General features: G+C 44.0%; 23 protein-coding genes. 14 read left to right on the forward strand and 9 right to left on the reverse strand.

The window, feature by feature from the left end; genetic code table 11:
- Positions 1-3: 3 nt before the first annotated feature.
- Both IGI71_RS15130 and IGI71_RS15135 read right to left on the reverse strand, forming a co-directional pair.
- Entirely contained in the window at positions 4-588 is a 585-nt protein-coding gene (locus IGI71_RS15130) for a thymidine kinase (protein WP_005227882.1), read from the reverse strand.
- Between the two features lie 136 nt (positions 589-724).
- Positions 725-1,306: a GNAT family N-acetyltransferase gene (locus tag IGI71_RS15135; protein WP_333718779.1), complete on the reverse strand. Its 582-nt coding sequence runs from the start codon at positions 1,304-1,306 to the stop codon at positions 725-727.
- 128 nt (positions 1,307-1,434) lie between these two features.
- Between IGI71_RS15135 and msrA the strand changes: the two genes are divergently transcribed.
- Together msrA and IGI71_RS15145 are read left to right on the forward strand one after the other, a co-directional pair.
- Positions 1,435-1,953 (forward strand): peptide-methionine (S)-S-oxide reductase MsrA, encoded by a 519-nt coding sequence (msrA, locus tag IGI71_RS15140; protein WP_016609916.1) that lies wholly within the window; start codon positions 1,435-1,437, stop codon positions 1,951-1,953.
- A gap of 162 nt (positions 1,954-2,115) precedes the next feature.
- Entirely contained in the window at positions 2,116-3,180 is a 1,065-nt protein-coding gene (locus tag IGI71_RS15145; RefSeq protein ID WP_151195747.1) for an iron-containing alcohol dehydrogenase family protein, read from the forward strand.
- 150 nt (positions 3,181-3,330) lie between these two features.
- Here the strand turns inward: IGI71_RS15145 and IGI71_RS15150 are convergent, their stop codons facing one another.
- On the reverse strand, positions 3,331-4,125 hold the full coding sequence (locus tag IGI71_RS15150) for an HAD family hydrolase (protein ID WP_430615874.1): 795 nt from the start codon (positions 4,123-4,125) through the stop codon (positions 3,331-3,333).
- A gap of 313 nt (positions 4,126-4,438) precedes the next feature.
- Here IGI71_RS15150 and IGI71_RS15155 point away from each other — a divergent pair, with 313 nt between their 5' ends.
- The 7 genes from IGI71_RS15155 (at position 4,439) to IGI71_RS15185 (ending at position 12,503) form a co-directional block, all read left to right on the forward strand.
- Positions 4,439-5,896 (forward strand): TrkH family potassium uptake protein, encoded by a 1,458-nt coding sequence (locus IGI71_RS15155; RefSeq protein WP_223597487.1) that lies wholly within the window; start codon positions 4,439-4,441, stop codon positions 5,894-5,896.
- 198 nt (positions 5,897-6,094) lie between these two features.
- Positions 6,095-7,444: a Mur ligase family protein gene (locus IGI71_RS15160; protein WP_201690350.1), complete on the forward strand. Its 1,350-nt coding sequence runs from the start codon at positions 6,095-6,097 to the stop codon at positions 7,442-7,444.
- A complete protein-coding gene (locus IGI71_RS15165; protein WP_201690352.1) occupies positions 7,437-8,108 on the forward strand; it encodes a type 1 glutamine amidotransferase in 672 nt (223 codons plus the stop codon). Before IGI71_RS15160 ends, IGI71_RS15165 begins: the two co-directional genes overlap by 8 nt.
- A gap of 187 nt (positions 8,109-8,295) precedes the next feature.
- Positions 8,296-9,888, forward strand: coding sequence for an alpha-glucoside-specific PTS transporter subunit IIBC (locus IGI71_RS15170; protein ID WP_016609922.1), 1,593 nt, complete (start codon positions 8,296-8,298; stop codon positions 9,886-9,888).
- Positions 9,889-9,901: 13 nt separating this feature from the next.
- Entirely contained in the window at positions 9,902-11,233 is a 1,332-nt protein-coding gene (locus IGI71_RS15175; RefSeq protein WP_270266775.1) for a 6-phospho-alpha-glucosidase, read from the forward strand.
- Between the two features lie 63 nt (positions 11,234-11,296).
- A complete protein-coding gene (locus tag IGI71_RS15180) occupies positions 11,297-12,070 on the forward strand; it encodes a MurR/RpiR family transcriptional regulator (RefSeq protein ID WP_270266773.1) in 774 nt (257 codons plus the stop codon).
- Complete coding sequence (locus IGI71_RS15185) at positions 12,063-12,503, forward strand: hypothetical protein (RefSeq protein ID WP_005227852.1); 441 nt, start codon at positions 12,063-12,065, stop codon at positions 12,501-12,503. Before IGI71_RS15180 ends, IGI71_RS15185 begins: the two co-directional genes overlap by 8 nt.
- Before the next feature lie 56 nt (positions 12,504-12,559).
- On the opposite strand, the gene IGI71_RS15190 is transcribed toward IGI71_RS15185, so the two are convergent.
- The gene (locus IGI71_RS15190; protein ID WP_333718781.1) at positions 12,560-13,390 is read right to left on the reverse strand and encodes an endonuclease/exonuclease/phosphatase family protein; all 831 of its coding nucleotides are present in this window, start codon (positions 13,388-13,390) and stop codon (positions 12,560-12,562) included.
- A gap of 93 nt (positions 13,391-13,483) precedes the next feature.
- Positions 13,484-15,658, reverse strand: coding sequence for a PTS transporter subunit IIBC (locus tag IGI71_RS15195; protein ID WP_010749062.1), 2,175 nt, complete (start codon positions 15,656-15,658; stop codon positions 13,484-13,486).
- 250 nt (positions 15,659-15,908) lie between these two features.
- Between IGI71_RS15195 and IGI71_RS15200 the strand changes: the two genes are divergently transcribed.
- Positions 15,909-18,173: a glycoside hydrolase family 65 protein gene (locus IGI71_RS15200; RefSeq protein ID WP_194193488.1), complete on the forward strand. Its 2,265-nt coding sequence runs from the start codon at positions 15,909-15,911 to the stop codon at positions 18,171-18,173.
- 107 nt (positions 18,174-18,280) lie between these two features.
- The gene (locus IGI71_RS15205) at positions 18,281-19,300 is read left to right on the forward strand and encodes a LacI family DNA-binding transcriptional regulator (RefSeq protein ID WP_005227844.1); all 1,020 of its coding nucleotides are present in this window, start codon (positions 18,281-18,283) and stop codon (positions 19,298-19,300) included.
- 78 nt (positions 19,301-19,378) lie between these two features.
- On the opposite strand, the gene IGI71_RS15210 is transcribed toward IGI71_RS15205, so the two are convergent.
- Complete coding sequence (locus IGI71_RS15210; protein WP_153883724.1) at positions 19,379-20,344, reverse strand: ribose-phosphate diphosphokinase; 966 nt, start codon at positions 20,342-20,344, stop codon at positions 19,379-19,381.
- Positions 20,345-20,415: 71 nt separating this feature from the next.
- Entirely contained in the window at positions 20,416-20,955 is a 540-nt protein-coding gene (locus IGI71_RS15215) for a C39 family peptidase (protein ID WP_005233534.1), read from the reverse strand.
- A gap of 140 nt (positions 20,956-21,095) precedes the next feature.
- Between IGI71_RS15215 and IGI71_RS15220 the strand changes: the two genes are divergently transcribed.
- From IGI71_RS15220 to IGI71_RS15230, 3 genes are all read left to right on the forward strand, one after another.
- Positions 21,096-22,988: a M13 family metallopeptidase gene (locus IGI71_RS15220; protein WP_430615875.1), complete on the forward strand. Its 1,893-nt coding sequence runs from the start codon at positions 21,096-21,098 to the stop codon at positions 22,986-22,988.
- A gap of 96 nt (positions 22,989-23,084) precedes the next feature.
- Positions 23,085-23,777: a helix-turn-helix domain-containing protein gene (locus IGI71_RS15225; RefSeq protein WP_074935028.1), complete on the forward strand. Its 693-nt coding sequence runs from the start codon at positions 23,085-23,087 to the stop codon at positions 23,775-23,777.
- Between the two features lie 35 nt (positions 23,778-23,812).
- On the forward strand, positions 23,813-24,670 hold the full coding sequence (locus IGI71_RS15230; protein WP_430616356.1) for an IS3 family transposase: 858 nt from the start codon (positions 23,813-23,815) through the stop codon (positions 24,668-24,670).
- A 210-nt stretch (positions 24,671-24,880) separates the two neighbouring features.
- Here IGI71_RS15230 and IGI71_RS15235 read toward each other — a convergent pair whose 3' ends face one another.
- Both IGI71_RS15235 and IGI71_RS15240 read right to left on the reverse strand, forming a co-directional pair.
- A complete protein-coding gene (locus tag IGI71_RS15235) occupies positions 24,881-25,492 on the reverse strand; it encodes a hypothetical protein (RefSeq protein WP_428206792.1) in 612 nt (203 codons plus the stop codon).
- Between the two features lie 134 nt (positions 25,493-25,626).
- Positions 25,627-26,181 carry a hypothetical protein gene (locus IGI71_RS15240; protein WP_430615877.1) on the reverse strand — a complete coding sequence of 185 codons (555 nt, stop codon included), beginning with the start codon at positions 26,179-26,181 and terminating at the stop codon, positions 25,627-25,629.
- Between the last annotated feature and the right edge of the window lie 735 nt (positions 26,182-26,916).

Below are 26,916 nucleotides of genomic sequence, written 5' to 3' on the forward strand. Positions count from 1 at the left end.
TGATTATTCTCCTTCTTTTTTCATTCCCGGGTGAAAGTAATGTTTGCGGCAAACAGGATAATACGCTTCGTTACCGCCGATTTGTACTTGATCGCCCTCGTAAACGGGTTTTCCGTCGATATAGTGCAAGTTCATGGTTGCTTTTTTATGACAGAACCAGCAGATGGTTTTCATCTCTTCGATTTTATCTGCGTAAAGCAGCAAGTATTTTGAGCCTTCAAATAATTCATTACGGAAATCATTTTTCAAACCAAAGGCCATCACAGGGATACCTAGCTCATCCACGATTTTGGTGAAAGCCAGCACGTGATGCTTCTTTAGGAACTGTGCTTCGTCGATCAAAATACAATAAGGTTTGTAACCGAGGTCTTTGATCAAATGGAACAGATCCGTTTCATCAAAAATCGGGATCGCGTCTCGTTCTAAGCCGATGCGGCTTGAAACATTTCCCACACCGCTTCTGGTGTCCAATCCACTTGTCATGATCACGACTGGTTTGTCTTGTTCTTCATAGTTGTGAGCAACTTTCAATATCTCGATCGTTTTCCCACTATTCATTGCGCCATATTTAAAAAAAAGCTGTGCCATCTCGCCCATCCTTCCTCATACTCCTTTGGTATTATACTTGAAAAAGGAGAATTTTTACAGACTTAAATTCGACACCTGCCGCCTTTTACGCAAGAGTTTTACGAAAAATTAACGGATTTTTTGCCGCCGCCATCTCTTACTCGTTTCTGGCTTTTTGAGCAACTTCTGCCAATACTTGACAAGCCAGCGGATATTCTGGATTTTCATTCCTATTGATATCCGTTGCAATGATCACAAATCCGAGCTGCTGATAGAGCGTGATTGCTGCGTGGCTCCAGGTTTGCGTATGAAGATACATCGGCTCGTTGGCTGCCTCCAAGACAGAAACGACTTGCGTGACCAAGCCGCGAGCAATCCCTTGACGTTGAGCTTGCGGCATTACTGCTACCCAATGGACTAGTGGAACCGGTGTGCCGTCTTGCTTGGCTTTTTTCCAAGCGGTAGCCGTACCGACCGGTGTACCTGATTGATCAAGGGCAAAAAACATTCGTTGGCCTAGCTGTGCTTGCTCGGGCATAAATTCCTTTTCAAAATACGCCAATGCCTCTGCCTCATTGTCAAACTCTCCGACGGATGTTTCGATCCGTGCCCAGTGCCCTTCGTCTCCTGTTTGGTAGCTGCGTAGCGAATAGTTATCGGATTGAAGGGGCTGGATCGGTGTGCTTTTGTGCGCTCGTTTCATCCAGATTTCTGCATATGGAATTGATTTATCTAACATTGGTTGTGCCTCTCTTTCTCATTTTGTTTTCTCGTAAAGAACTCATTTTCTGCTTTTTTCCTTCTTACAAGCATATCTCTTGTTTTTCTCTACTAGAAGCATACCATAGAAGCAAAGGAGGAATACCTATGAAAGATACGGCAATTTTTGCTGGCGGTTGTTTTTGGTGCATGGTGAAACCTTTTGACTCGCAGCCAGGCATCCTCAAAGTGGTTTCTGGCTTTACTGGCGGCCATGTGCCTAACCCAACCTACCAACAAGTAACGACAGGAACCACCGGTCACACCGAAGCAGTTGAGATCACCTTTGATCCTGAGGTCATCTCTTATGAAGAATTGGTTGCCATCTATTGGCAGCAGACAGACCCCACGGATGCGTTTGGTCAGTTTGCCGACCGTGGTGATTCCTATCGTCCAGTGATTTTTTACAATAGTGAAGAACAAAAAGCGATTGCAGAAAAATCAAAGGCGCAGTTGCAAGCTAGCGGCCGCTTTGACCGTCCGATCGTAACGAAGATCGAACCAGCAGAACCTTTTTATCCTGCAGAAGACTACCATCAAGATTTTTACAAGAAAAATGCAGCCCATTACAATGCTTATAGCGAAGGCTCCGGTCGAGCTGGCTTTATTCGCCAAAACTGGGCCTAACATTTTTGGAGCATGCCTCCCGATTCATCATTAACAGCCGATTTGCTCTCAAGGCAGATCGGCTGTTTTCTGTTTCTTTTGCCAAAAGGAAATTGACAGTCAGGGCATTTTCGCGATACACTGATTAGAAAATTCTGACGATTATAAAGGAGTGTTTGTTTGATGTTAGCCAATGAAGTCCGTCCAGGTCCTAATCGGTATATTACTGGCGATGGGGTCTTAGCTGATTTGCCAGAGTATTTAAGTGAGTTCCAAGAAGTTGCTGTGATCACTGGGGAGCAGTCATTCGATGTGTTTTCGAACTATTACCCTCATTCATTTGACTACCCGATCTACCGCTACGATGGATCATCGAGTTATGAAAATGCACAAGCCTTAGCTGAAGCAATCCAGCAAGCGGATGCCGTGGTGGCAATCGGCGGCGGCAAGGTCGCTGATACAGCAAAAATCACCGCCCAAACCCTTGGCGCAGAATTGATCGTGATCCCTACATTGGTTTCCAACTGTGCACCCTTCACCCCGGTGATCGTCGCCTATTACCCCAATCATACGATTTGTAAAATCGACTATGCCAAAAAAGGTGCCTACATGACGATCGTCGACACCCGTTTTTTACTAGCCACACCCGTTGATTACTTTATCGCAGGGATCGCTGATACGTTAGCCAAATATTATGAAATGGAAGCCATCGTCCGCAACATGGCAGAAGACGACAAGACTGCCTTAGTACGGCTAGGTTTCCAAAGCGCTCTTTTGATCAAAAACTTGTTGATTGCCGATGCGATCCAAGCCGTCAAAGACCTAGAAGTCGGGCAGCTGACCCCCGCGTTTGCCCGTATCACCGATGCGATCATTGCTTTGGCAGGCGAAGTTGGTGGTTTTGCAGTCGAATTTGGCCGCACGTCTGGTGCGCATGCGCTGCATGACGGCTTGTCTTATTTGAGTGAGACCCATAGCGTCTTGCACGGCAACAAAGTCGCCTACTGCATTTGGGTCCAGCTTGCCTATACCAATGATTTTGATGTGATTGAAGAATTACGGCCATTTTACGAAGCTTTGCACTTGCCAATGAAGTTGAAGGATCTCCACGTGACGCGCCTTGATCGGGATTACTTCGCCTCGGTTCTGACCTATGCTGTCAAAGAAGAAGAAACCTTTATTTTGATCGATCCTGCGATCACACCTGAAAAAGTCTATCAGGCGATCGAAGCGGTGGAGGCGCTGTAAACCGTACACATTGCTAAACAACTTTATATCAAAAAAACTGTTTCCCTAATACATTTCGGAAACAGTTTTTTTATTTGATCCAATAGACACGCAGTAGCGATCCTAGCTGCGCATATTCTTAGCGGGCGACAGCAACTGGCGCATTGCCCATCACTGCACGACTTCACCCAGCAGCCCGTTTTCTAAGCAGTAATGATAAATGCCTTCCTCGGCTACGTGACCGATCACTTCATCGGCGATTGCTTTTAACTCATCCGAAGCATTGGCCATTGCGAGACCCCAGCCGACTGCCTCTAGCATCTCAATGTCATTGTTGCCATCGCCAAAGGCAATGGCTTCAGATTTATCCAAGCCATAGTAAGCCAGCATTTTGGCAATGCCGCTTCCTTTCCCACTGCTGGCTGGAATAATATCGACTGCGCGATCCCACCAGGCGGTGATTTTCGCCTCCGTGGTATTTGCCATCACTTTGGCGTAGTCTTCTTTCCCTGAGCCAAGCATCACTTGGAAAATGTCTTGCTGCTGGATCACCTCATCAAAATCTTCTGCCACGATCACTTCTTGGTGGGCAAAGGAAAAATACTCAACTAAGTCAGCATCTTTGCCATTGGCAACCGTTCGGTCCTTCGTTGCGATCGCTACTGGACGCTTGAGGACCGTGGCATTTTCAATGATTTGCTGAACATCATTTTTAGGAATGGGGTTTTGGTGGATCCCCTCGGCTTGATTAAAACAATACGATCCGTTAAAGGTCAAAAACGCATCGAAGGTCACGCCTTCAAATTGCGGCAACGCGATGGGACTTCTGCCAGTCGCAATGCACAACAGGATTCCTTGCTTCTTCAAGGCTTTTAATGTGGCTAACATTCTTTTAGAGATTTGCTTTTTGCTCATGTCGATCAGTGTGCCATCAACATCGAAAAAAATAATTTTTACGTCTTTCATGATACTCCCCATTTCCGTCTCGATTTTCAAAAAATTTGATGCGCTTTTTTTGTCCGCTTTCTCGCTATTGTTCCGTGCGGATCGTCGCCGTTATCTTTTATTTCTTTTATCTTCTCATAAATTGCCAGCGTTTTCTTCTGAAATCGTGAAATCCTTACTGATTTGCTTCGAGTTTTTAAGTTTCTTAAGCAATCAAGCTGCCGCAAGAACCACAGCCTGATCGTGTCCTCTAACCCAACGACACTTTCCAAAAGCTTTTCCTTGCACAATTTCTGCTGCTCATGAATTCTATCCTGCTTTCTTTCAAATCTACTTGGTTCTTTGGTATACTGGGGATAGTTTATTTAGTGAGGGGTTTTTTGTAATGAACTTTACCCGCTTTGCCCGCTTGACGCAGCGCAGGAGCAAGACGTTTATTTCCCAGAACGTGTCTTCAATCCAAGTGATTGTTTTTTATTATATCGTGATGACGGTGGTCTCTTTGGGGCTTTTTTCACTCCCCTTCTTTCGAGAACCCGGCTCTCATGTCGCGTTTATCGATCTGTTCTTTATGGCGGTCAGCACGGTCAGTGTCACTGGGCTGACTACTTTTCCGATCAATGACGTGTTTAACGACCACGGGGTCATCTTATTGGAAGTCCTCTTTCAAGTCGGCGGTTTAGGGATCATGATGATCTCGACCTTTTTTGCGATCGTCTCACGGCGCAAAATCAGTTTAAAGCAGCGCCAGTTGATCATGACGGATATGAATCAGCCAAAGCTTAGTGGGATCGTTCGGATGATTCGAACGACGTTTACCATTATCTTGCTTTGTCAGGTGGTAGCAGGCACGATCTTCGCTGTGTATTTTCATCTTTACGGCTATTATGACAATTGGCGAGATGCGATCTTTTATGGATTTTATCAAGCGATCTCTGCTGTGACCAACTCAGGGTTTGATGTGACGGGCAATTCCATCTTGCCGTTTTCCCATGATTATTTCTTCCTGACGTGTATCATGATTTTGATTTTTATCGGGGGGATCGGATTTCCAGTGATCATGGACTTTCGGGAATGGGTCCTTTTTAAAATGAAAAAACAACGCCGCCGCTTGCCGTTTCGCTTTTCTTTATTCACAAAAATTGCTGTTTTGGCTTTCGTGATCCTCTTTGTCGGCGGTACATTAGCGATCTTTTTCCTTGAGAAAGATTATTTGTTCAAAGATTACAGCTTTAGCGGTATGTGGATGAACAGCATGTTTTATTCCATGACAACGCGGAATGCTGGCCTGCAGATCCATGACTTAGGCAACTTTCAAACCACGACGTTGATCGTTTTCTCCTTGCTGATGTTTATTGGTTGTAGTCCCAGCTCTGTTGGTGGGGGGATTCGGACGACGACCATTGCCATCATTGGGCTGTACCTCTATGCCTTCTTGAAAAGTGAGGACAATATCAATATCTTCGGTCGCCGGATCGATCAAGATGACGTCCGCAAATCAGTGGTGGTCTTTATGCTTTCGATGGGCATGTGCTTCTTTTGTGTCTTATTCTTGACCGCCATCGAGGATATCCCTTTGATCGCCATCATTGTTGAAGTTTCCTCGGCATTTGGAACCACAGGGCTTTCTTTAGGAATCACGGGTGATTTATCAACTATCGGCAAACTCGTGATTGCTCTTTTGATGTTTATCGGCCGTGTCGGTATGCTGTACACCTTGATGTTATTCGTACCAAAAGAAACACGTGACTTAGGCTACGAGTACCCAACGGAAAAAATCATTATCGGTTAAAGCAGCAGCAAACCTGGCAGAAGGTTTGCTGTTTTGCTTTTCAAGCCTTTGATCATCGCAAGTAAAAGAGCCATTTATCAGAATGGTCTTTGCAGAAATTTAAAGAATCGCAAAAGCAATTTAACCTTTTTCTTGGTATATGGTATGATAAATTGAATTTGCACAATGAAAGCATTCGCTCTAATGGAGGGTTACATTATGGGAATACGAAGTCATCTGGCTGTTTCAGTCGGTAAGACCTCTCAATGGGTATTAAAGAACTTTTTCAAAGGCGGCTCAAGCCTGCCTGGTAAATTGGCATTAAAAGTTGATCCACATATATTAGATCATTTGGCGAAAGATTACCAAGTCGTCGTGATCACAGGCACCAACGGCAAAACATTGACGACTGCCTTGACTGTCAATATTTTGCGCCAAGAATTTGATGAAGTATTGACGAACCCCACCGGCGCCAATATGGTCCAAGGGATCGTTTCAACCTTTCTATCGGCACGCCCTAAAAAAGGCAAAAAATTCGCGGTTTTAGAAATCGATGAAGCCAGTCTCAGCAAAGTAACGAAGTACATCAAACCGGAATTGTTCGTTTTCACTAATATTTTCCGCGATCAAATGGACCGTTATGGCGAGATCTATACGACCTATAAAATGATCGTTGAAGGTGCCGCAAACTCACCAGAAGCTACGATCCTCTGCAATGGGGATTCGCCACTGTTCAATTCGGTAGCAACTGTCAATCCGCGGAAATACTATGGATTTGATCATTTGCCAGATGAAGAGCAGATGGCCCATTACAATACGGATGGCGTGTTGTGTCCTGAGTGTCATCACATTTTGCATTATAAAATGATCACCTATGCCAATCTTGGGAAATACTACTGCCCAAATTGCGGCTTCCATCGACCAGAATTGGATTATAAACTGACGGAAATGAGTGCAATGGACAACACCTCTGCTGATTTTGTGATCGATGGCAATGACTATCGCATCGAAGTTGGTGGGATGTACAATGTCTACAATGCGCTGGCGGCAACTGCGGTTGCGGAATATTATGGCGTAGCACCTGAAAAAATCAAATCTGGTTTGGCCTATGACGAAAAAGTCTTTGGCCGCCAAGAAGTGATCCGCATCGGGGACAAAGAATGTACGTTAGTTTTAGTTAAAAACCCTGTTGGTTTGAACCAAGTCATCGATATGATCGGCCTGTCGCCCTATCCTTTCTCACTAGTCAGCTTGTTGAATGCCAACTACGCAGATGGGATCGACGTCAGCTGGATTTGGGATGGCGACCATGAAGCGTTTGCCGATATGGGGATTCCTCAAGTGATCGCTGGTGGTGATCGTCACAAAGATATGGCGTTGCGGTTAAAAGTTGCGGGGATCCCTGAAGAGAAAATCATTGAAACCCCTGAACTTGATGACGTCATCAAGCAAATTGCAGACTTACCAACAGAAAAAGTCTATATTTTAGCGACTTACACTGCAGTCCTGCAGCTACGCAAAAAGCTTGCGGAAAAAGGCTATATCAAAGGAGGAATGAGTCGTGACTAAGTATCAACTGAATGTTGCCCACTTGTATGGAAATCTTTTGAATACTTACGGCGACAACGGCAATCTCTTGATGCTGCGCTACGTGGCCGAAAAACTAGGCGTGACCTTCAACGCAGAAGTCGTCAGCATTCACGAGCCCTTCGATCCTGAAAAATATGATCTCGTCTTCTTCGGTGGCGGGCAAGATTTTGAACAAGTGATCGTTTCACAAGATATCCAATCAAAAAAAGAAGCCCTGACCAGCTATATCGAAAATGATGGCGTCATGCTGGCGATCTGCGGCGGCTATCAATTACTGGGTCATTACTACATCGGTGCCAACGGCGAAAAAATCAAGGGGATCGGTGCCTTGGATCATTACACCTTAAGCCAAGAAAACAACCGGTTCATCGGTGACATCGTGATCCACAATGAAGAATTCGATGAGACCTATTATGGCTTTGAAAACCATAATGGCCGTACTTTCTTAGGTAGAGGGGAAAAACCATTGGGGAAAGTCATCCAAGGACAAGGAAACAATGGCGAAGACCAAACCGAAGGCGTGGTTTACCGCAATGTGTTCGGCTCTTACTTCCACGGACCGCTCCTTGCAAGAAATGAGCATTTGGCAGAGCGCTTGATCCGCACCGCCCTTGCCAATCGTTATGGCAACGTCGAAATTTAAATACACGTACGTAGCAAACAAACCTGTGTTTCGCAGGTTTGTTTTTTTATGGGAAATTTCCCCGCCGTTGCAACTTCTTCTCTTTGTTTGCTTCTACGTTCCTATGCTGCCTCGCTTTATTGTAACCGCTATCTTTCTTTTCTATACTGGGGTTGTAGTAAAAATTGAAAGGAGATGTTAAGAAATTATGATGGAAAAAGTTCAGCGGTTTGGCGGTGCGATGTTTACCCCGGTCCTCTTGTTTTCCTTTTCAGGGATCATGGTCGCGCTGTGTATTATCTTTAAAAATCCGATGCTTGTGGGGAGCATCGCCACTGAAGGCTCTACTTGGTACAACATTTGGACGATCATTGAAAACGGTGCGTGGACGGTCTTCAACCAAATGGAATTATTATTTGTCATTGGATTACCGATCGGTCTCGCAAAAAAAGCCAATGCGCGAGCGGCAATGGAAGCCTTTGTCGTCTATATTACTTGTAATTATTTTATTTCTGGCATGATCGAATACTTTGGTAACTTCTTCGGTGTCAACTTTGCAGCTGATCCCGGCGGTGAGAGTGGTTTGAAAATGATCGCTGGCATCAAAACATTAGATACTGGTATTATCGGAGCAATTTTTATTTCGGCGATCGTCGTCTATCTTCACAACAAGTTTTTCGATACGAAGCTGCCTGATTTTCTCGGAATCTTCCAAGGCTCTTCCTTTGTCGTGATCCTCGGTTTCTTTTTAATGCTGCCAGTTGCTTTCTTGATCGCATTGATTTGGCCGAAAGTCCAAGCTGGCATTGGGTCCATGCAAGGGTTTCTAGCAAGTGCTGGGGTCTTTGGGGTCTGGCTCTATACTTTCTTAGAGCGAATATTGATTCCCACAGGTCTCCATCATTTCGTGTATACCCCCTTTGTTTTTGGTCCCGCTGTCGTCGAAGAAGGAATCTCCAAATACTGGATGGCACATTTACAAGAATTTGCCCAATCCACCAGACCATTGAAAGAGCTTTTCCCTGAAGGGGGCTTTGCTTTACATGGCAATTCTAAGATCTTTGCTGCACCAGGGATCGCTGCTGCTTTTTATTTCACAGCCAAGCCTGAGAACAAAAAGAAGGTCTTAGCGATTTTGATCCCTGCCACTTTAACTGCCGTTTTAGCTGGTATCACTGAGCCATTGGAATTCACCTTCCTCTTTATCTCACCACCCCTCTTTGCGGTGCACGCTGTTTTAGCAGCGACCATGGCGGCAACGATGTTTGCCTTCGGGGTCGTTGGAGATATGGGAGGCGGCTTGATCGATCTGTTGGCGAAGGTCTGGATTCCGCTATTTCAAAATCATCGCAGTATGATCTTCACGCAGCTGGTGATCGGGTTAGCCTTTACTGCCCTTTATTTCCTTGTTTTCCGCTTCTTGATCCTCAAATTTAAGTTAGCCACACCAGGACGGGAAGAAAACAATAGCGAAGTCAAACTGTACACCAAAAAAGATTATAAAGAAAAACAAGCCAACACTGGAACGCCAGTGATTGCTGGTGCCAATCGCTACACCGAACAAGCCGCAGTCTACTTAGAAGGGTTTGGCGGTCGCGACAACATTGATAAAGTCACTAATTGTGCCACTCGCCTAAGAATCACCGTCAAAGATCAAGACCAAGTGCTGCCAGATGACATCTTTAAAGGCGCTGGTGCCCATGGTGTTGTTCGCAACGGCAACGCCTTCCAAGTGATCGTTGGTCTGGATGTGCCACAAGTGAGAGAACAATTCGAAAAATTATTAGCTGTATCAGACTAAGGAGGAAACAAAAATGAAAAAATTTTCAATCGTGATCGCCGGAGGCGGCAGTACCTTTACCCCAGGAATCGTCTTGATGCTTTTGGAACACTTGGATCGTTTCCCGATTCGCCAAATCAAGTTTTACGACAATTTGGAAGAACGACAAGAAAAAGTTGCACAAGCTTGCGAGATTTTATTGAAAGAACGCGCACCAGAAATCAGCTTTTTAGCAACCACTGATCCCGAAACCGCATTTCAGGATGTCGATTTTGTGATGGCGCATATCCGAGTTGGCTTGTATGCGATGCGCGAAAAGGATGAAAAAATCCCTTTGAAATATGGTGTGGTCGGCCAAGAAACTTGTGGTCCTGGCGGGATCGCTTATGGGATGCGTTCTATCGGCGGTGTATTGGAGTTAGTCGATTACATGGAAAAATATTCCCCTGATGCATGGATGTTGAATTATTCCAATCCTGCAGCGATCGTCGCAGAAGCGACTCGTAAATTGCGCCCTGATGCCAAGATCATTAATATTTGTGATATGCCAGTGGGAATCGAAGAACGGATGGCGCAAGCGATCGGTTTAGCTTCTCGCAAAGAGTTGGTGGTTCGCTATTATGGATTGAATCACTTTGGCTGGTGGACAGATATACGAGACAAAGCTGGCAATGATTTGCTGCCGCAGATCCAGGCGCATGTGGCAAAATACGGCTATTCATTGCCAGAAGAAATCGAAGCGAGCCAACATGCTGATGCCAGCTGGATGCACACCTTTGCCAAAGCAAAAGAAGTGTACGAAGTTGATCCACCCACTTTGCCAAATACCTACTTGAAATATTACTTTTTCCCTCAAGATGAAGTGGCGCACACCAACCCATCTTTTACACGGGCAAATGAAGTCATGGCTGGCCGCGAAAAACACGTCTTTGGTGAATGCCAACGCATCGTAGAAAACCAAACAGCGACTGACACCACGCTTGAAGTGGATGAACACGCCAGCTACATCGTGGACCTTGCACGAGCGATTGCTTATAACACGCAAGAACGGATGCTGTTGATCGTGCCTAACGAAGGAGCGATCGTCAACTTTGATGAACAGGCAATGGTGGAAGTGCCTTGTATCGTCGGCAGTAACGGGGCAGAACCAATCACACAAGGCAAGATCCCTCGCTTCCAAAAAGGATTGATGGAACAACAAGTCGCCGTAGAAAAATTAGTCGTGGAAGCTTGGGCAGAGGGTTCTTACCAGAAATTATGGCAAGCACTGATTCTTTCAAAAGTGGTTCCAAATGCCCGTGTAGCCAAAGAATTACTCGATGAATTGATTGAAGCAAATCAAGCCTTTTGGCCAGAATTACACTAGCCAGCGTTCTTCGCCTCCCCTCCTGGCTTTTCAGCTATACTTAATCAATAAGGAGGGGTTTTTGTGAAATTACAGTATTTGATTCAACAGCACCAATCAGAGTTAAGTGAACTTGATCGTGGCATTCTAAACTACATTCTTTCCAACGGCGACACCGTTCTATCTATGGGGATCGTCGAGCTATCCGAGCAGGTTCACGTCTCCAAGTCTTCTATTTTACGGTTGACGAAAAAACTTGGTTTTTCTGGCTATTCCGAGTTCAAATATTTTCTACGGCATCAGCAAGAACAGGCAACAACGATTTCGCAACAAAAAACGATTTTTGAAAAGCAACAAGAGGATATTTTCGCCACCCTCAACTATTTAAAAACGGTAGACTTAGCTGCCCTCAACTGCTTGTTTGACCGCAGCAAAACCATCTACTGCTACCCAACTGGTTTTTCCCAAAAGAAAGCACTGGAGGAGTTTTCCAAAATGATGCTTTCTATGGAAAAACGAGTGATCGTATTGCCGAACAAAACGGAATTTGATATGGTCATGCCGATGATCACTGCCGAAGATTGTGTGATCATCGCCTCACTGAGCGGCGAAACAGAAAACGTCAAAGAGAATCTGACGACTTTTGCGATTCGTCAGATTCCCGTTTTGACATTGAGTGCGCCAGGAGATAATTATTTTGCTCGCCATTCAACGTTTCACCTGACCTATTATTGCGATTTTTTTCAAATCGGTCGCAAGAAAATCCCTAGCCAGTCTTTGATCGGACTAAGCTGCTTGATTGATTATTTGATCCGTTCCTACGGACTATTCACTTTACAGGAGGGCAACCATGACTAAACGAAAATGGGCGTTTCCATTGATTTTACTGAGTTATTGGCTTTTGATCGCCGGTGCTTACTATCTTTATCTTTCCTTGACTGCCTTCAACCATGGGATGACCTTTGCCCAGTACCTCAGCTCGCAACCGTTAGCCGCTTTAGGGGTCTTGTTAAGTAGTCTCCTTTTGCTGCAAGGGGCTTGCCTGTACTTTATTCAACGGTTTTCCATGAGTAAAAAAGGCCTTTTGGGTCAGTATTTATTCCTGATCTTCTTCCAGCAGTTGCTGACAGCGAATGTCATCGGCGCAGGACTCGTCTTTTTTACAAGAAGAAGTCTTTCAAGTCAGGAGGAAAACGCAACCTGGGGCGAAAAGAGTTTTACCTATGGGGCATTAGCATTCATTCTTTTATTGAGTTTATTCTTTTTCCTCCTTGTTCGATCAGCGATTTAACTTCCCCAAAAAGAAAAGCAGTGCCGGTTGGCACTGCTTTTTTGCTGTCGCTTCTGCTAGTTTGGCTCTGTTTTTGAAGCAAAAACCACTTTGATTCCAAAGTGATCGCTGACGATCGGAGTACGCGTTCCGTCAAAAACGACTTCATATTCCGTTGCTTGCAGGTCATTGGATGCAAAAACATAATCGATCCGCAATGCTTCTCGATTGTCTTGCCAACCATCAATGGCTTTAACGACAGAGGCTTCACCGATCGTTTCGGCAGCCGTTAAAAAGCTGTCTTGCAGCTGTAAGGAGCTGTCAAGGACGAGTTGATGACCAGAACTGGCCGCATCGTTGTTGAAATCTCCTAGAATCAATAAGGTATCTGCCCGTTCTGCTAAAAATGCTTCTGTCTGTTGCCACTCGTAGGCAAATTTACCGTCTTGCCACCAAGAAAAGTGACAGCTAACGACTTGTACGATCTGTCCATCGGCTTCAGTCACGCCGCTCAGGTTTTTGCGCGTGGTATGATCCCAGACATCCGTGGCTTGTGAAGCAAGATATTCTTTGGCAATGATGGGCTGTTTGGACAATAAGGCATTGCCTTCGTGGTAAATGTCATAGCCTACGTGACTGTAGGTCCATGACCAGTAGTAATCACAGTCTAACAGTTGCAGTTCTTCCACTAGGCGTAAAGCAAAATTGCCCTCCTTGATTTCCACCAGCGTATCTGTGGGGCAATATAGCCCATCAGGAACGATGGCTTGAGCAGCGATCGTTTGGTTGACTTCTTGCAAGGCGATGATGTCATAGTCGCCTGTTGCAATCTCTTGTGCGATCATTTTGCATTTTTCTAGCTGATTTTCTTCTAACCAGCTATGGGTGTTCAATGTTAATACCTTCATGAATAAGGCTCCTTCTCTCGGTTTGCTTGTACGATTCCTTTTAAAAATAAAAGAGAGCGGGTCAACAAAAGAGTCGACCCGCTTGTCATTTTATTATAGTTTTACGATTCCAACAACTGCGGCTGCTTGTTGCTTGCCGATTTGGGTCAATTCAAAGGAATCGATTTGATTGCTGTTGGTCAACACTACAACGATGGTGGTGTCTTTGCCAGCAGCACTTACTGCAGCGAGATCCATCTCCGCTAACTTGTCACCCGCCGCCACTTGTTGTCCTTCAGTGACAGCTACCGTAAAGGGGGCACCGTTTAAGTCAACGGTATCTAAGCCCATGTGAACCAATACTTCGATGCCTTCATCAGAAAGCAAGCCAATAGCATGTTTCGTTGGGAAGATGTTGGTGACTTTCCCGCTGATTGGTGCGACAACTGTCGTCTGCTCTGGACGCACGCCATAACCGTCACCCATCATTTTTTCCGCAAACACTTGGTCTTTGACAGAGGTGATCGGCATCACTTCTCCAGTGGCAACGGCAGCTAGTTCAGCTGTCACGCCTTGGCTTTGGTGGGTAGTGGTTTCTACTGGTGCTTGACTAGCCGTCGGTTCGGGAATCGTGACACCAGAATCTAAGATATCTTGAATGTCTGATTTTAAGACATCTGCTTTCGGTCCATACACTGCTTGCACACCGTTGTCTTTTACGATCAAGCCTAAAGCCCCTGCGGCTTTCCATGCTTTTTCATCGCCGACCGCTTCTCGATTTTTCACAGAGACCCGTAAACGGGTCATACATGCATCAACGTCGGCGATATTTTCACGTCCGCCTAATAAATGAATGATTTTCACGACTTGCGAATCTGGGTTCAAATTTCCATCCGCCGAAGCTGTTGCTGGCGCATCGCTGGCTCCTTCTGTTTCGTAGTTGCCGTTTCTACCTGGTGTTGCAAAGTTGAATTTTTTGATCAAGAAGTTGGCCAAGAAATACATCCCAACACCAAAGACGATGGTCACTAACACAAAGTTGATCAAATCTTGTCCTAAGCCGGCATTGATCGCCATTGGGGTACGGGTCAACAACTCGATATTCCCAAAAGAGTGGACCCGTAAGTTGACGATATCCGCCATCGCAAACGCCGCCCCTTGTACGACTGCATAAACGATGTAAAGCGGTACGGCAGCAAACATAAACATGAACTCCAACGGTTCCGTTACCCCTGTCAAGAAGACAGCGATAGCAGCTGATAAATACATAGAGGTATATTTGTGCCGTTTGTCCGCATCGACATTGCGATACATGGCATAAGACAAGCCCATCAAGATCCCAGATGAACCAATCATTTGTCCAACTTTAAAGCGGGCAGGAACAAAGTTTTCCAATAAAAATTGATATTGTGACGTATCGCCAGCATTGCGCATGTTCACTAGATCCGTTGCCCAAGCAAGCCATAATGGGTCTTGTCCAAAGACTTGGGTGCCGGCTTGTGCGCCAGAAAGAATCGTGTAAGTTCCACCTAATTCGGTGTAATTGATCGGGATCGTCAACATGTGATGCAGCCCGAATGGTAAGAGCAGCCGCTCCAAGGTTCCAAACAAGAACGGTGCTAAAACGGGCGCACTTTCTTGTGATTGCGCGATCCATAAACCGAAGTTGTTGATGCCTGCCTGAATGTAGGGCCAAACGATCGATAACACTAATGCGACGACTACTGAACGGGCGATCACTACGAAAGGTACGAAGCGTTTGCCGTTAAAGAAGGAAAGCGCATCCGGTAATTTGCGGAAATTATAGTATTTGTTGTAAGCTGTTGCTCCCACAAAACCGGCGATGATCCCAACAAAGACACCCATGTTCAAAGCAGGTGCTTCTAATACACTAGTAAAGAAGCCGTCGATCATGATCTTCGTCCCAAATAACGTATGGGTAAAGGCGCCTTCTTCGGTTAACATCGCGCTCGTCACGCCAAAGATCGAACCAGTGATTCGGTTGATCAAAATAAAGGCGATCCCAGCAGCAAATGCCCCACCAGCTCGCTCTTTTGCCCAACTACCACCAATAGCTAATGCAAATAATAAATGCAAGTTACCAATAATTGCCCAACCAATGTTTTCAATGACGCCTCCTGTAGTGATCAAAAATGCCCAGTCGGCATTGATCATTGGGATCGTTTTCCCAATACTGATCATCAAACCAGCAGCTGGCATAACAGCGACAACCACCATTAGCGCTTTTCCGAATTTTTGCCAAAATTCGAAGCTCAATAATTTTTTCATCTTCCTTCTTCCTTCCCTGAATCGATTTACGCAATCGGTTTCTTAATGATTTCATTCTAACGGAGAAAAAAGATTTTGTAAACCCAGAAATATCAAAAGGGATTCTATTCGCTTTTCACCTTTATATAACTGAATCTCTCTTTCTCGATGTTTCCTAATAGGAAATTCTTTAAACGCAACAACTTTCACTTGACGATGCAATCGTTTGCGCTTATGATAGAGATATCAAAAAGATTCTGGAGGGACTTTCATGAAAAAAATCCAACGATTGTTCGAGATCGATCCATGGAAAATCGCGACATCTACCTTAGATAAAGAAAATCGTCGACTGCAAGAGTCGCTAACAAGTATCGGGAATGGCTACATGGGAATGCGCGGCAACTTTGAAGAACAATACAGCGGCGATCATCACTTAGGTACTTATATCGCTGGTGTCTGGTACCCAGACAAAACCCGTGTCGGCTGGTGGAAAAACGGCTACCCTGACTATTTTGGCAAAGTGATCAACGCGGTCAACTTTATTGCAATGGACCTATTTGTCAATGACCAATTAGTCGACTTAGCAAAAATCAGCCCAAGTGACTTCCGTTTAGAACTAGACATGGAAACCGGGATTTTACGCCGCAACTTTACTGTCACTTTGGCAGGCGCCACCGTAAAATTCTCTTTTGAACGCTTCTTGAGCATCGTAAAACGTGAACTTGCCCTCATTAAGATGGACGCTGAGATCATTGAAGGCGACGCTGAGATCAAAGTCGTTTCTAAACTAGATAACAATGTCCATAACGAAGACAGCAACTACGACGAACGTTTCTGGGAAGAATTGGCTCATGGCCAAACCGAAACCTTCCATTACTTGACCACTCGGACTGTAGAAAATAATTTTGACATTGAACGCTTTACTGTCACTTCTGCTATGCGTCATAGCCAAACACCGATCGATTCCGTGAAAAGCGAGCTTTGCGTTGCTGATACCTTTGCCTTTTCTGGAACAGCCGGTGACACCTTCTCATTGATCAAAGAAGTCTTGATCGTTACGAGTCGTGATGTTCCCGCTCATGATCATCCAGCAAAAGTCACCGAATTAGGCACTTTATACAAAGCAGATTATGATGCGTTGCGTGCAGAACAAGTTGCTGCTTGGAAAGCCCGCTGGGATTTAGCTGATGTGATCATTGAAGGCGATGCTGCGGCGCAACAAGGAATTCGTTTCAACCTGTTCCAATTGTTTTCAACCTATTATGGCGAAGACGAGCGCCTGAACATTGGACCGAAAGGCTTTACTGGTGAAAAATATGGCGGTGCGACTTACTGGGATACCGAAGCCTATGCAGTTCCATTGTATTTGGCATTAGCAAAACCAGAAGTGACCCGTAACTTGTTGAAATACCGTCATAACCAATTGCCGCAAGCCCATATCAATGCGCAAAAACAAGGCTTAGCAGGTGCCCTTTACCCAATGGTGACCTTCACTGGGATCGAATGCCACAATGAGTGGGAGATCACTTTCGAAGAAATCCACCGAAATGGTGCCATCGCTTATGCCATCTACAACTATACGAATTATACTGGCGATACAAGTTACCTGAAAAAAGAAGGATTAGAAGTGTTAAGTGCGATCTCACGTTTCTGGGCAGATCGTGTCCACTATTCGAAACGCCAGCAAAAATACATGATCCATGGCGTTACAGGACCAAACGAATACGAAAACAATATCAATAACAACTGGTACACCAATAAAATGGCTACTTGGGTCTTAGCTTATACCTTAGCCAGCTATGAAGCCTTCAAAGACGAAGCGACTGTCACGATCTCTGACGAAGAACAAGCCAAATGGCAAGACATCATCGACAATATGTACTTCCCAGAAGACCAAGATCTTGGTGTGTTCGTCCAGCATGATACCTTCTTAGACAAAGACTTGATGCCCGTTTCCGATCTTGATCCAAAACATTTGCCGTTGAACCAAAATTGGTCGTGGGATCATATCTTGCGCTCTTGCTTTATCAAGCAAGCCGATGTTTTGCAAGGTATCTACTTCTTAGGCGATCAATTCAGCAAAGAAGAAAAACAACGGAACTTTGATTTCTATGAGCCGATGACAGTGCATGAATCTTCCCTTTCTCCAAGTATCCATGCGATTTTAGCAGCGGAATTAGGCATGGAAGAAAAAGCGTTGGAAATGTATGAGCGGACTGCTCGTCTTGATTTGGACAATTACAACAATGATACCGATGATGGCTTGCACATCACTTCTATGACCGGCAGCTGGTTAGCGATCGTTCAAGGTTTTGCTCAAATGAAAACCGATCACGACCACTTAGGGTTTGCGCCATTCTTACCTAAAACTTGGAGCCGCTATGCCTTCCACATCAACTATCGTGGACGTCTGCTCTTTGTTTCCGTCAATGACTCGACGGTGACATTGAAGAAAATCAGCGGTGAGGCATTGCCAATCAAGTTGTATGGCAAAGACTATGTTTTAGAAGACGAAATCAGTACAGCGATCAACTAAACAAGCCTTCTGAAAGAAGAAATGTCTGCATTTCTTCTTTCTTTTGATTGGCTCTACCCTTGTGCCGACACTTTGTGATACTATAAGCTAAAAAAGGAGGGAAATCAGTGAGCATTACGGTCAAAGATGTCGCCAAAAAGGCTGGCGTCGCTACATCCACGGTTTCTCGTGTCGTAAACGATCATCCCAGCATTTCTGAAGATACCAAGAAGAAAGTGCGCAAAGTAATGGCAGAAATGGGCTATGTCCCCAATCTTGCGGCTCGAAATCTCGGCAAACAGATATCCAGTGCCATCGGCGTGATCTTGCCGCCTCTTGATTCGAAAGAACGACTAGGAAACCCCTTTTATTTAGAAACGATCGAAGCCATCAATGAAGAGGCCCGCCATCATCAAATGACGGTTGCCGTTGCCTCCGCCCGTGACTTTGCTACATTACTAAAAAACGTGGAACGGATGCACCTGCAAAAACAAGTAGATGGCTTTATCTTGGTCTATTCCGATGAAAAAGACCCCATCATCGACTATCTGGTCGAAAAAGAAGTCCCTTTTACTTTGATTGGTCAACCATACAGCAATGAAGACAAAATCGTTTTTGTCGATAATGACAACCAGTTGTTAGGCAAGCAAGCAACCGAGCATCTGATCGCCCAAGGGCATACGAAGATATTATTTGCTACCAATACGACCCATGAAAACCTGTATTTCGAGCGTTTCTTCGGCTACCAAAAAGCCATGATGCTGGCAAATCTCCCCTTTTATCCAGCATTGACCTTTGAAAAAGCGGAAGATTACGTCACGTTTGAAGAAACGATCAAAGAATCCCAAGCAACGGCCATCGTCGTGATCGATGATCTGTTCGCTGTGCGGATCATTCAATTAGCAACGATGTATGGCTACAAAGTCCCCGACGATTTATCCATCATCAGTTTCAACAATTCGATCTTTGCTACTTTGACCCATCCGTATTTGACTAGTATCGATATCAACGTGCTGTCCTTAGGAAAAATCGCTACCGAACGGCTGATGGCGCAATTGAATCATGAAGATTCAAACGGCGTACAGCTGGTCGTACCACATAAGCTGATCAAACGAGAAACGGTCTTAAACCGCAACCAGTTGAACTGATCCGCTGGGTCTGATCCACTTCCCCTTACATGCAAAAGCACCCGCTGTCCCTAAGGATAGCGGGTGCTTTTCATATTTTTATTTATACTCTTTGCTTTCCAGGCGGAACAATGGACTCATTGGTGTATTTTCGTGGATACGGCGAACGGCTTCCCCCATCAATTCAGCACAAGAAATGTAGTGCAGTTTTTGCGGATGGCGTTCTTCGCTAGTCCAGCAAGAATCGGTGACACAAATACTTTCAATCGCTGATTGATCCAAAATTTCTTTAGCAGGCGGTGAAAGCAAGGCGTGAGAGACACAAGCATACACTTCGCTGGCACCAGCTTCCTTCAACAAGTCTGCCGCTTTTGCCAATGTATGGCCGGTATTTAAAATGTCATCAACCAAAATACATTTTTTCCCAACGACATCACCGATCACATAGCCGCCATCGGCTTCATCTTGATCGACGATCGCGATCGCTGTATCTAAGTATTCTGCCAAACTACGGGTCCGTTGGACACCGCTGTTTTTTGGTGAAACCACGACATAGTCGTCACCCGTCATTTTTTGTTCGCGATAGTAATGGGCAAACAATGGGATCGTAAAGAGATTATCCACTGGGATGTCGAAAAATCCTTGAACTTGGACGGCATGCAGATCAAGCGTCAAGATTCGAGAAGCCCCTGCTTCCACCAGCATATTGGCAATCAATTTTGCAGTGATCGGCTCATGCGGGTTGGCGGTTCGGTCTTGCCGTGCATATGCGTAATAAGGCAAAACGACATTGATGGTCTTCGCACTAGCCCGTTTCATCGCATCGATCATGATCAATAGCTCTAAATAGTGATCATTGACGGGTTCATTCGTCGATTGAATGATATAAATATGGTCGCCCCGCACACTTTCTTCGATATTGATGGCAATCTCTCCATCACTAAACTGTGTCACTTTTGACTTCCCTAGTTCTGTACCGAAAACTTTCGCAATGTTTTCTGCTAATGGTAAATTTCCATTTAAACTAAAAATTTTCAACGAACTATCTTTATAACTTTCGCCCATGATTGCCTCCAATGAATGTGGTTGTTTTCTTCTATTCTAGCACAAAGTGACTGTTTTTTTAACCGTCTCGTTCAAGGAAGTGTGACGGTACCGTTTACCCAACTGGCGGGAATCACTTTTTTGTAGTTGCCCCAGTTGTCATGAACTTTAAAATAGCGTTCTCCGCTGGCGGTTTCAGCGTAGGCGTAAGCCACGACCCAATGATTGCCATACGTGCTGCCTAAAGGCTTCAAAATACCGATGATCACCGGTTTGCCTTCATCGATTCGTTTGCACGCTCGATGCCAGCCGCCAACAACAGTCGCACGTCCGCGGTAAGGCAATTGGAATTGATCGAAAAACCGAGTCAATCCATGACTGACTTGCCAAGCGATCGTCGGCAACCCATGAGGCTGAATCAGCACCCGCAGCATTTCCGTCACTACTGTCAGATCTCGCTGTTTTTTTCTACGAAACGCTTTCGGGATGATCGTTTCATCGATGTAATCTTGATAGTAGGCCAAAAAGACGGCTGCCGCATAGGTGCCGCATAAATACCCTGAAGGAGTGACCCACTGCTTATACGGACGAAACCGCTCTTCGGCGATCCCTTTCCACTCTACTTGTTCCATCTCGTTCACCTGCCTTTTTTCTTATTATACCTTAGATTCTCCTCCTACTTGGATCAAAACCCTTTTTCGTCTAGAAAACTTTTCTTTGCGTCCTTACAGATTTTGTTTCATAATAGTAGAAAGCGAGAGGAGCGAAAGACATGACAACCTTGTTAAAAGATGATTTTTATGACTATGTAAATGGCGAGTGGCTGGAGACCGCTGTTATTCCAGCAGATAAACCCGCTACGGGTGGATTCCAAGATCTCGTTGACGGAATCGATTCCTTAATGATCGCAGAATTTGAAAATATGGCACACGATCCCCATGCTACGCCAAAAGGCCGCATGAAGGATGCTGTGGCTTTTTACCGCTTAGCCAGCGATTTTGCCCAACGAGAGGCAGCTGGCGCTACTGAAGCAAATGCACTATTAGCAAAAATCGAAGCGTTGCGTTCTTATGAGGAATTGAATCAGCAACTGGCAAGTTTCGTTTTAGATGGCATTGCCTTGCCTTTCCAACTAGATGTCGATGCAGACATGAAAAATGCGCAAATGAAGACTTTGTCTGTCTATCCGCCTGCTACTATTTTGCCGGATAAAACCTATTACACAGAAAATCCCCAAGCAAGCGAAATGCTGCAAGTCTACTTTGAGATGGCCGTCAACGTTTTAGTTGCTTATGGAAAAGACCAAGCAGAAGCGGAATCGTTGGTAGAGCAAGCGATCGCTTTTGATAAATTGATCGCCCCTCATGTGCGCAGTGCGGAAGAAAGTGCGGATTATAGCAAAAATTACAATCCTCGCTCCTTGGAAGAATTTGCAAAGCAAGCCAGCAAGATCGATTTTAGACAACTCTTGACAGCCCTTTTACCAGGTACACCAGAAGAGCTGATCGTAACGGAACCCGCTTACTTTGAAGCCTTTGACATTATTGTTTCTGATAGCCATTTTGAACTCTTGAAAGGCTGGATGATCGTCAACCAAAGCTTGCGCTATACTAGCTATCTGAGTGAAGAATTGCGTCAGTTAGGCGGAACCTACAGTCGCTACTTATCAGGGATCGATGAAGCGGCTCCCCAACAAAAAGCGGCTTATTACTTAACGATGGGTCATTTTAGTCAAGTGATCGGTGATTATTATGGACGCAAGTACTTTGGGGAAACGGCGAAAAAAGACGTCAAACACATGGTGGAAACAATGATTGCTGTCTACCAAGATCGTTTGCGCAACAACACGTGGTTAAGTGAAGAAACTCGCCAAAAAGCGATCATCAAATTGAATCGTTTAGGCATCCATGTCGGGTACCCTGATCAAGTTCCTGCTATTTATGACCAATTGCATACCGATGAAGAGAAAAGTCTGCTAGCAAATGCCCTGCATTTCAATCGTTTGTTCCGAGAAGATGCCTTCAAAAAATGGCAGCAGCCCGTGGATCGCGAGGAATGGGAAATGTCCGCCGCTACCGTGAATGCCTACTATCACCCATTTAAAAACGTGATCGTTTTCCCAGCAGCAATCTTACAAGCGCCCTTTTATAGTTTGGAGCAATCCACCAGCGCAAATTATGGGGGGATCGGCGCGGTCATTGCTCATGAGATCTCCCACGCCTTTGACAACAACGGGGCAAAATTTGATGAATATGGTAATTTAAACAACTGGTGGACAGAAGAAGATTTGGCCCACTTTGAACGCTTAGCTCAAGCGATGATCGACGAGTTTGATGGCCTGCCCTTTGCCGGCGGTACCGTAAATGGAACGTTGACTGTTTCTGAAAACATCGCCGATGCAGGCGGACTAAGCTGTGCGCTAGAAGCAGCGCAAAAAGAAAGCGATGTTTCTTTAGCAGACTTCTTCACCAATTGGGCGAAGATCTGGCGTACAAAAGCCAAAGAACAATACCAACAGCTCTTACTGTCGATCGATGTCCACGGACCAGCGAAACTACGGGCCAATATCCAAGTCCAAAACATCGATGAATTCTATACAACCTTTGATATCAAACCTGGTGACCCTATGTATCGTGCACCAGAAGATCGTGTGCAGATCTGGTAAACAATAGCGTAAGAAAAAGACAAACCATAGATAGCTGATATGCTCCCCCTATATAGGACACTGAAATATAAAGTGGCTTATATAGGGGGAGTTTGTATGTCTAGAGGAAAAATGAAATTAAGTTCAGAAGAACGGCTAGCTTTTGTAGAAAGAGCTTTAAAAAATGAAGCTAGCATAAACAGCCTGGCCAAAGAAGCACAAGTAAGTTTCAGTACGATAGAAAGGTGGATCACTCTTTATGAGAATGAAGGACCCACAGGTTTACTCCCTACAAAAAGGAATCAATCATACTCAACAGAGTTGAAACTGAATGCGGTCCATGATTATTTAGCTGGAACACATGGTAGCTTAAGAGCTGTCGCCAAGAAATACGGGCTTCGTAACAAAAAACAATTAGAAGACTGGTTAAAGATATATAATACTCATAGAAACTTCAAATCAGAAAGTGGTGGAAGTAGAATGAGTAAATCCAGAAAAACAACATTGAATGAACGAATTAAAATTGTGCATGACTGTATTATCAACGGTCGAGACTATGGGAAAACCGCAATTCAGTACCAAGTCTCTTACCAACAAGTTCGGAACTGGGTGTTGAAATACGACGAGATGGGAGAAAAAGGCTTAGAAGACCGTCGAGGGCAACGAGCGGGAAGTAAACCTGCCAGAACACCCGAAGAAGAAATGCGCGATAAACTGGCTCAACAAGAACGACGGATCAAGTTGCTTGAAATGGAAAATGACCTGTTAAAAAAAGTCAGCGAGTTAGAAAGGAGGCGGGATTTGAATTAGTTCGTCATACGTTTGAATACCAATCGATCAAAGAGCTGCACGAGACAAAAAGCTATCCAATTAACACCATGTGTACCCTGCTCCATGTCACAAGATCGGCCTATTATCGTTGGGTAAAAAATCCCAAACTGCCTGAAGTGGTATTGAATGAACAGTTGGCTGACCTTGTTCGTTATATTTATGAAGCAGACAACGATAAAGGATATCGCAGAATCTGTGAAGATCTCGTGAATGATTATGGCTTTCAAGTGAATGACAAGCGTATTCTTCGAATCTGTCGCAAACTTCAAATCCAATCAACCATCAAGCATTCAGGCAATAGTATCACTAAGGCATCCAAGACTCCGTATCATATTGCGAAAAATTATTTGAATCGAAAGTTCTATGCGGATCAACCGAATCAAAAATGGCTAACAGATGTGCGTGAATTCAAGTATTATGAAGGGGCCGAAGTGAAGAAAATCTATTTGAGCGCTATTCTCGATCTCGCCGATCGTCGCATTGTTTCATTTGTCATCAGCGACAAAAATGACAATAAATTAGTCTTTGATACCTTCGATCAAGCAGTCGCCGCCGAGCCAACCGCTCATCCGCTATTTCATAGCGATCGCGGATTTCAATATACAAGTAAAGTTTTTTGCACAAAGCTAAAGAAAGCGAAAATGAAGCAGAGTATGTCTCGTGTCGCCCGTTGTACCGATAATGGTCCAATGGAAGGCTTCTGGGGAATGCTTAAGCGAGAAAAATATTATCGGCGAAAGTTTATCAGTAGAGAAAGTCTCGTTGAAATGATCGAGAAATACATGAACTATTACAACAATGGTCGCTATCAACGATGTTTGAAGAGCAAAACACCGATCCAAGTTCATCAAGAATTATTAATGGCAGCTTAATCACTCCCCCTCTTGGACAAGCGAATAGAATAAATCCGCTTAACCAAGAAGGAGGCCAGTCGAGCAAAGTTGAGGTTAAACAAAGTAAAAAACATAAAAACTGCCTACCGAATTTCGGTAGACAGTCGTCAAAATAATTTTATTCTATTTCATTGTCCACTTGACGGGGAGCCCAGCATAGCTAGGGTTTGTCTTTTTGCTATGGATTTTTTAGAAGTGATAGATGAACGAGACAACTAACGAAAGAACCCCCAGAAGAATATGAATGATACCTATGCCTACGAAAAAACAAAGCAAGACATGGTACATCCTGCATTTTCTATCTTCATAATAAAAGGCTTTATAATAGTCGAATGCCAATACACACCGCAGTAAAACATAGAACATCATAAAAAAATGAAGAAAGTAGAGCCGTTCCAGATGGTAGGTGATTTTCTCTAAGGGTATCGTTCGGGATAGTAAACCAATCAAGGGATCGGCAGTGAAAATCAAGATAAAAAAACCAGCCAAGAAGAAGAAAAAGTGCTCAATTCCAGCGAGATGCTTTTTGTATTCAGGAACAAGCTCATGACGGTTTAAACTTGAAGTTGTATTCCAGGCTAGTATCATAATCATTGCACTCACAGCCGTTAACCCAATCTCTCGAATATCTGAAGTTCCAAGAGTTCCAATAGGTCTGATTGGGGGTCTATAAGGCCTGAGTGGGAATCTATGATATTTCTCAAAAATTATTGCGCTCCCAAAGATTACATAATCAATGATGGAATAGATCTTCCCTTTTCGCTGATAACTATCAAGGGGTTGATACCTTTTTTTCAACACATTAAAAACCTCCTCACAATTTAAATAAAGCAATCCTGTAACAAACTTATTCGATTGAAAGACAATCTTTTAATCACCTAAAGCTTGTCTTTTGCTAATGGATTCTTTTAGAAAGGATGAATAAATGAGACAAATTAAGTAAGAGCGGCACGAAGAATACGAATGACACCTACGCCCACGAAAAAACAAAGCAAGACATAATACATCCTGCATTTTCTATCTTCATAATATAAGGCTTGATAATAATCGAATGCCAATACACACCGCAACAAAATATAGAACATCATAAAAAAATGAAGAAAGTAGAGCCGTTCCAGATGATAGGTGATTTTCTCTACCGGTATCGTTCGAGATAGTAAACCAATCAAGGGATCGGCAGTGAAAATCAAGATAAAAAAACCAACCAAGAAGAAGAAAACGTGCTCAATTCCAGCGATATGCTTTTTGTATTCAGGAACAAGCTCATGACGGTTTAAACTTGAAGTTGTCTCCCAAGCTAGCAAAAACACCATTGCGCTCACAGCCGACAACCCAATCCCACGAATATCTGATCTCCCACGAATTATAGGTCTAATTGGGGAGCTATGATATGTTTCAAATAATATTGCAGCCCCCATAATTATATGATCAATGATGGAATAGATTTTTCCTTTTCGCTTGTATAACGTCACTTGATCCGTTTCCCCCAATACAAAGCCCCCTATTCTATTCATAACTGAGTATATTTTTGAAGAAAATTTTCCTATGGCACTGAGGTATGGACGTAAACTCCGAAGACACTATTTGCGAAATAAAAAGTTTATGGACATGATCCACATATAGAAGAGTGCACCTCCTACTAGAAATAAAAAGCTGTATACATAAATATAGCCCATGTAGCATTTTCTTTTTTTGTAATAAAAGGCTTGATAGTAGTCAAAAGCGAATAAACACCGTATCAAAGCGAACAGTAACATAAGTAGATTGAGAAAATACAATCGATCTAAGTGATACATAATCTGTTCCAAAGGTAATTGGTTTCGAAAAAGCAAATGATTAATTAAGCTTTCTGATCTGAATAAAAGCAAAATAAAAGAGACGAGTAAGCCGAGAAAAAAACTGATTTCTATACTATGTTTTTTTCTTTAGGAATGTTTTTATGCACATTCAACAAATAGGTCTTATAAAGAGAGTAGGACATTAATACGCTAAATAAGCCACCCACCATATACTCGTTCGTCCCCGGAATATGTAAATACTTAGGAATCGTAAGCGGAAAAGAATGATATGCACTAAAACAAAGGGCTGAGGTGATCACTAGATAATCAATCAAAGCATACAATTTTCCTTTAGGTGTATCATCGTCGAATATCTTGAATTTTTTCACTTCCCTCCTCTTTTAGCAAGCAAGGTTATCTGCTTAGGGATACCTTCAAAAATTAAGG

The organism is Enterococcus sp. DIV1279b, from assembly GCF_050531515.1.
Classification (GTDB): Bacteria; Bacillota; Bacilli; order Lactobacillales; family Enterococcaceae; genus Enterococcus_D; species Enterococcus_D casseliflavus.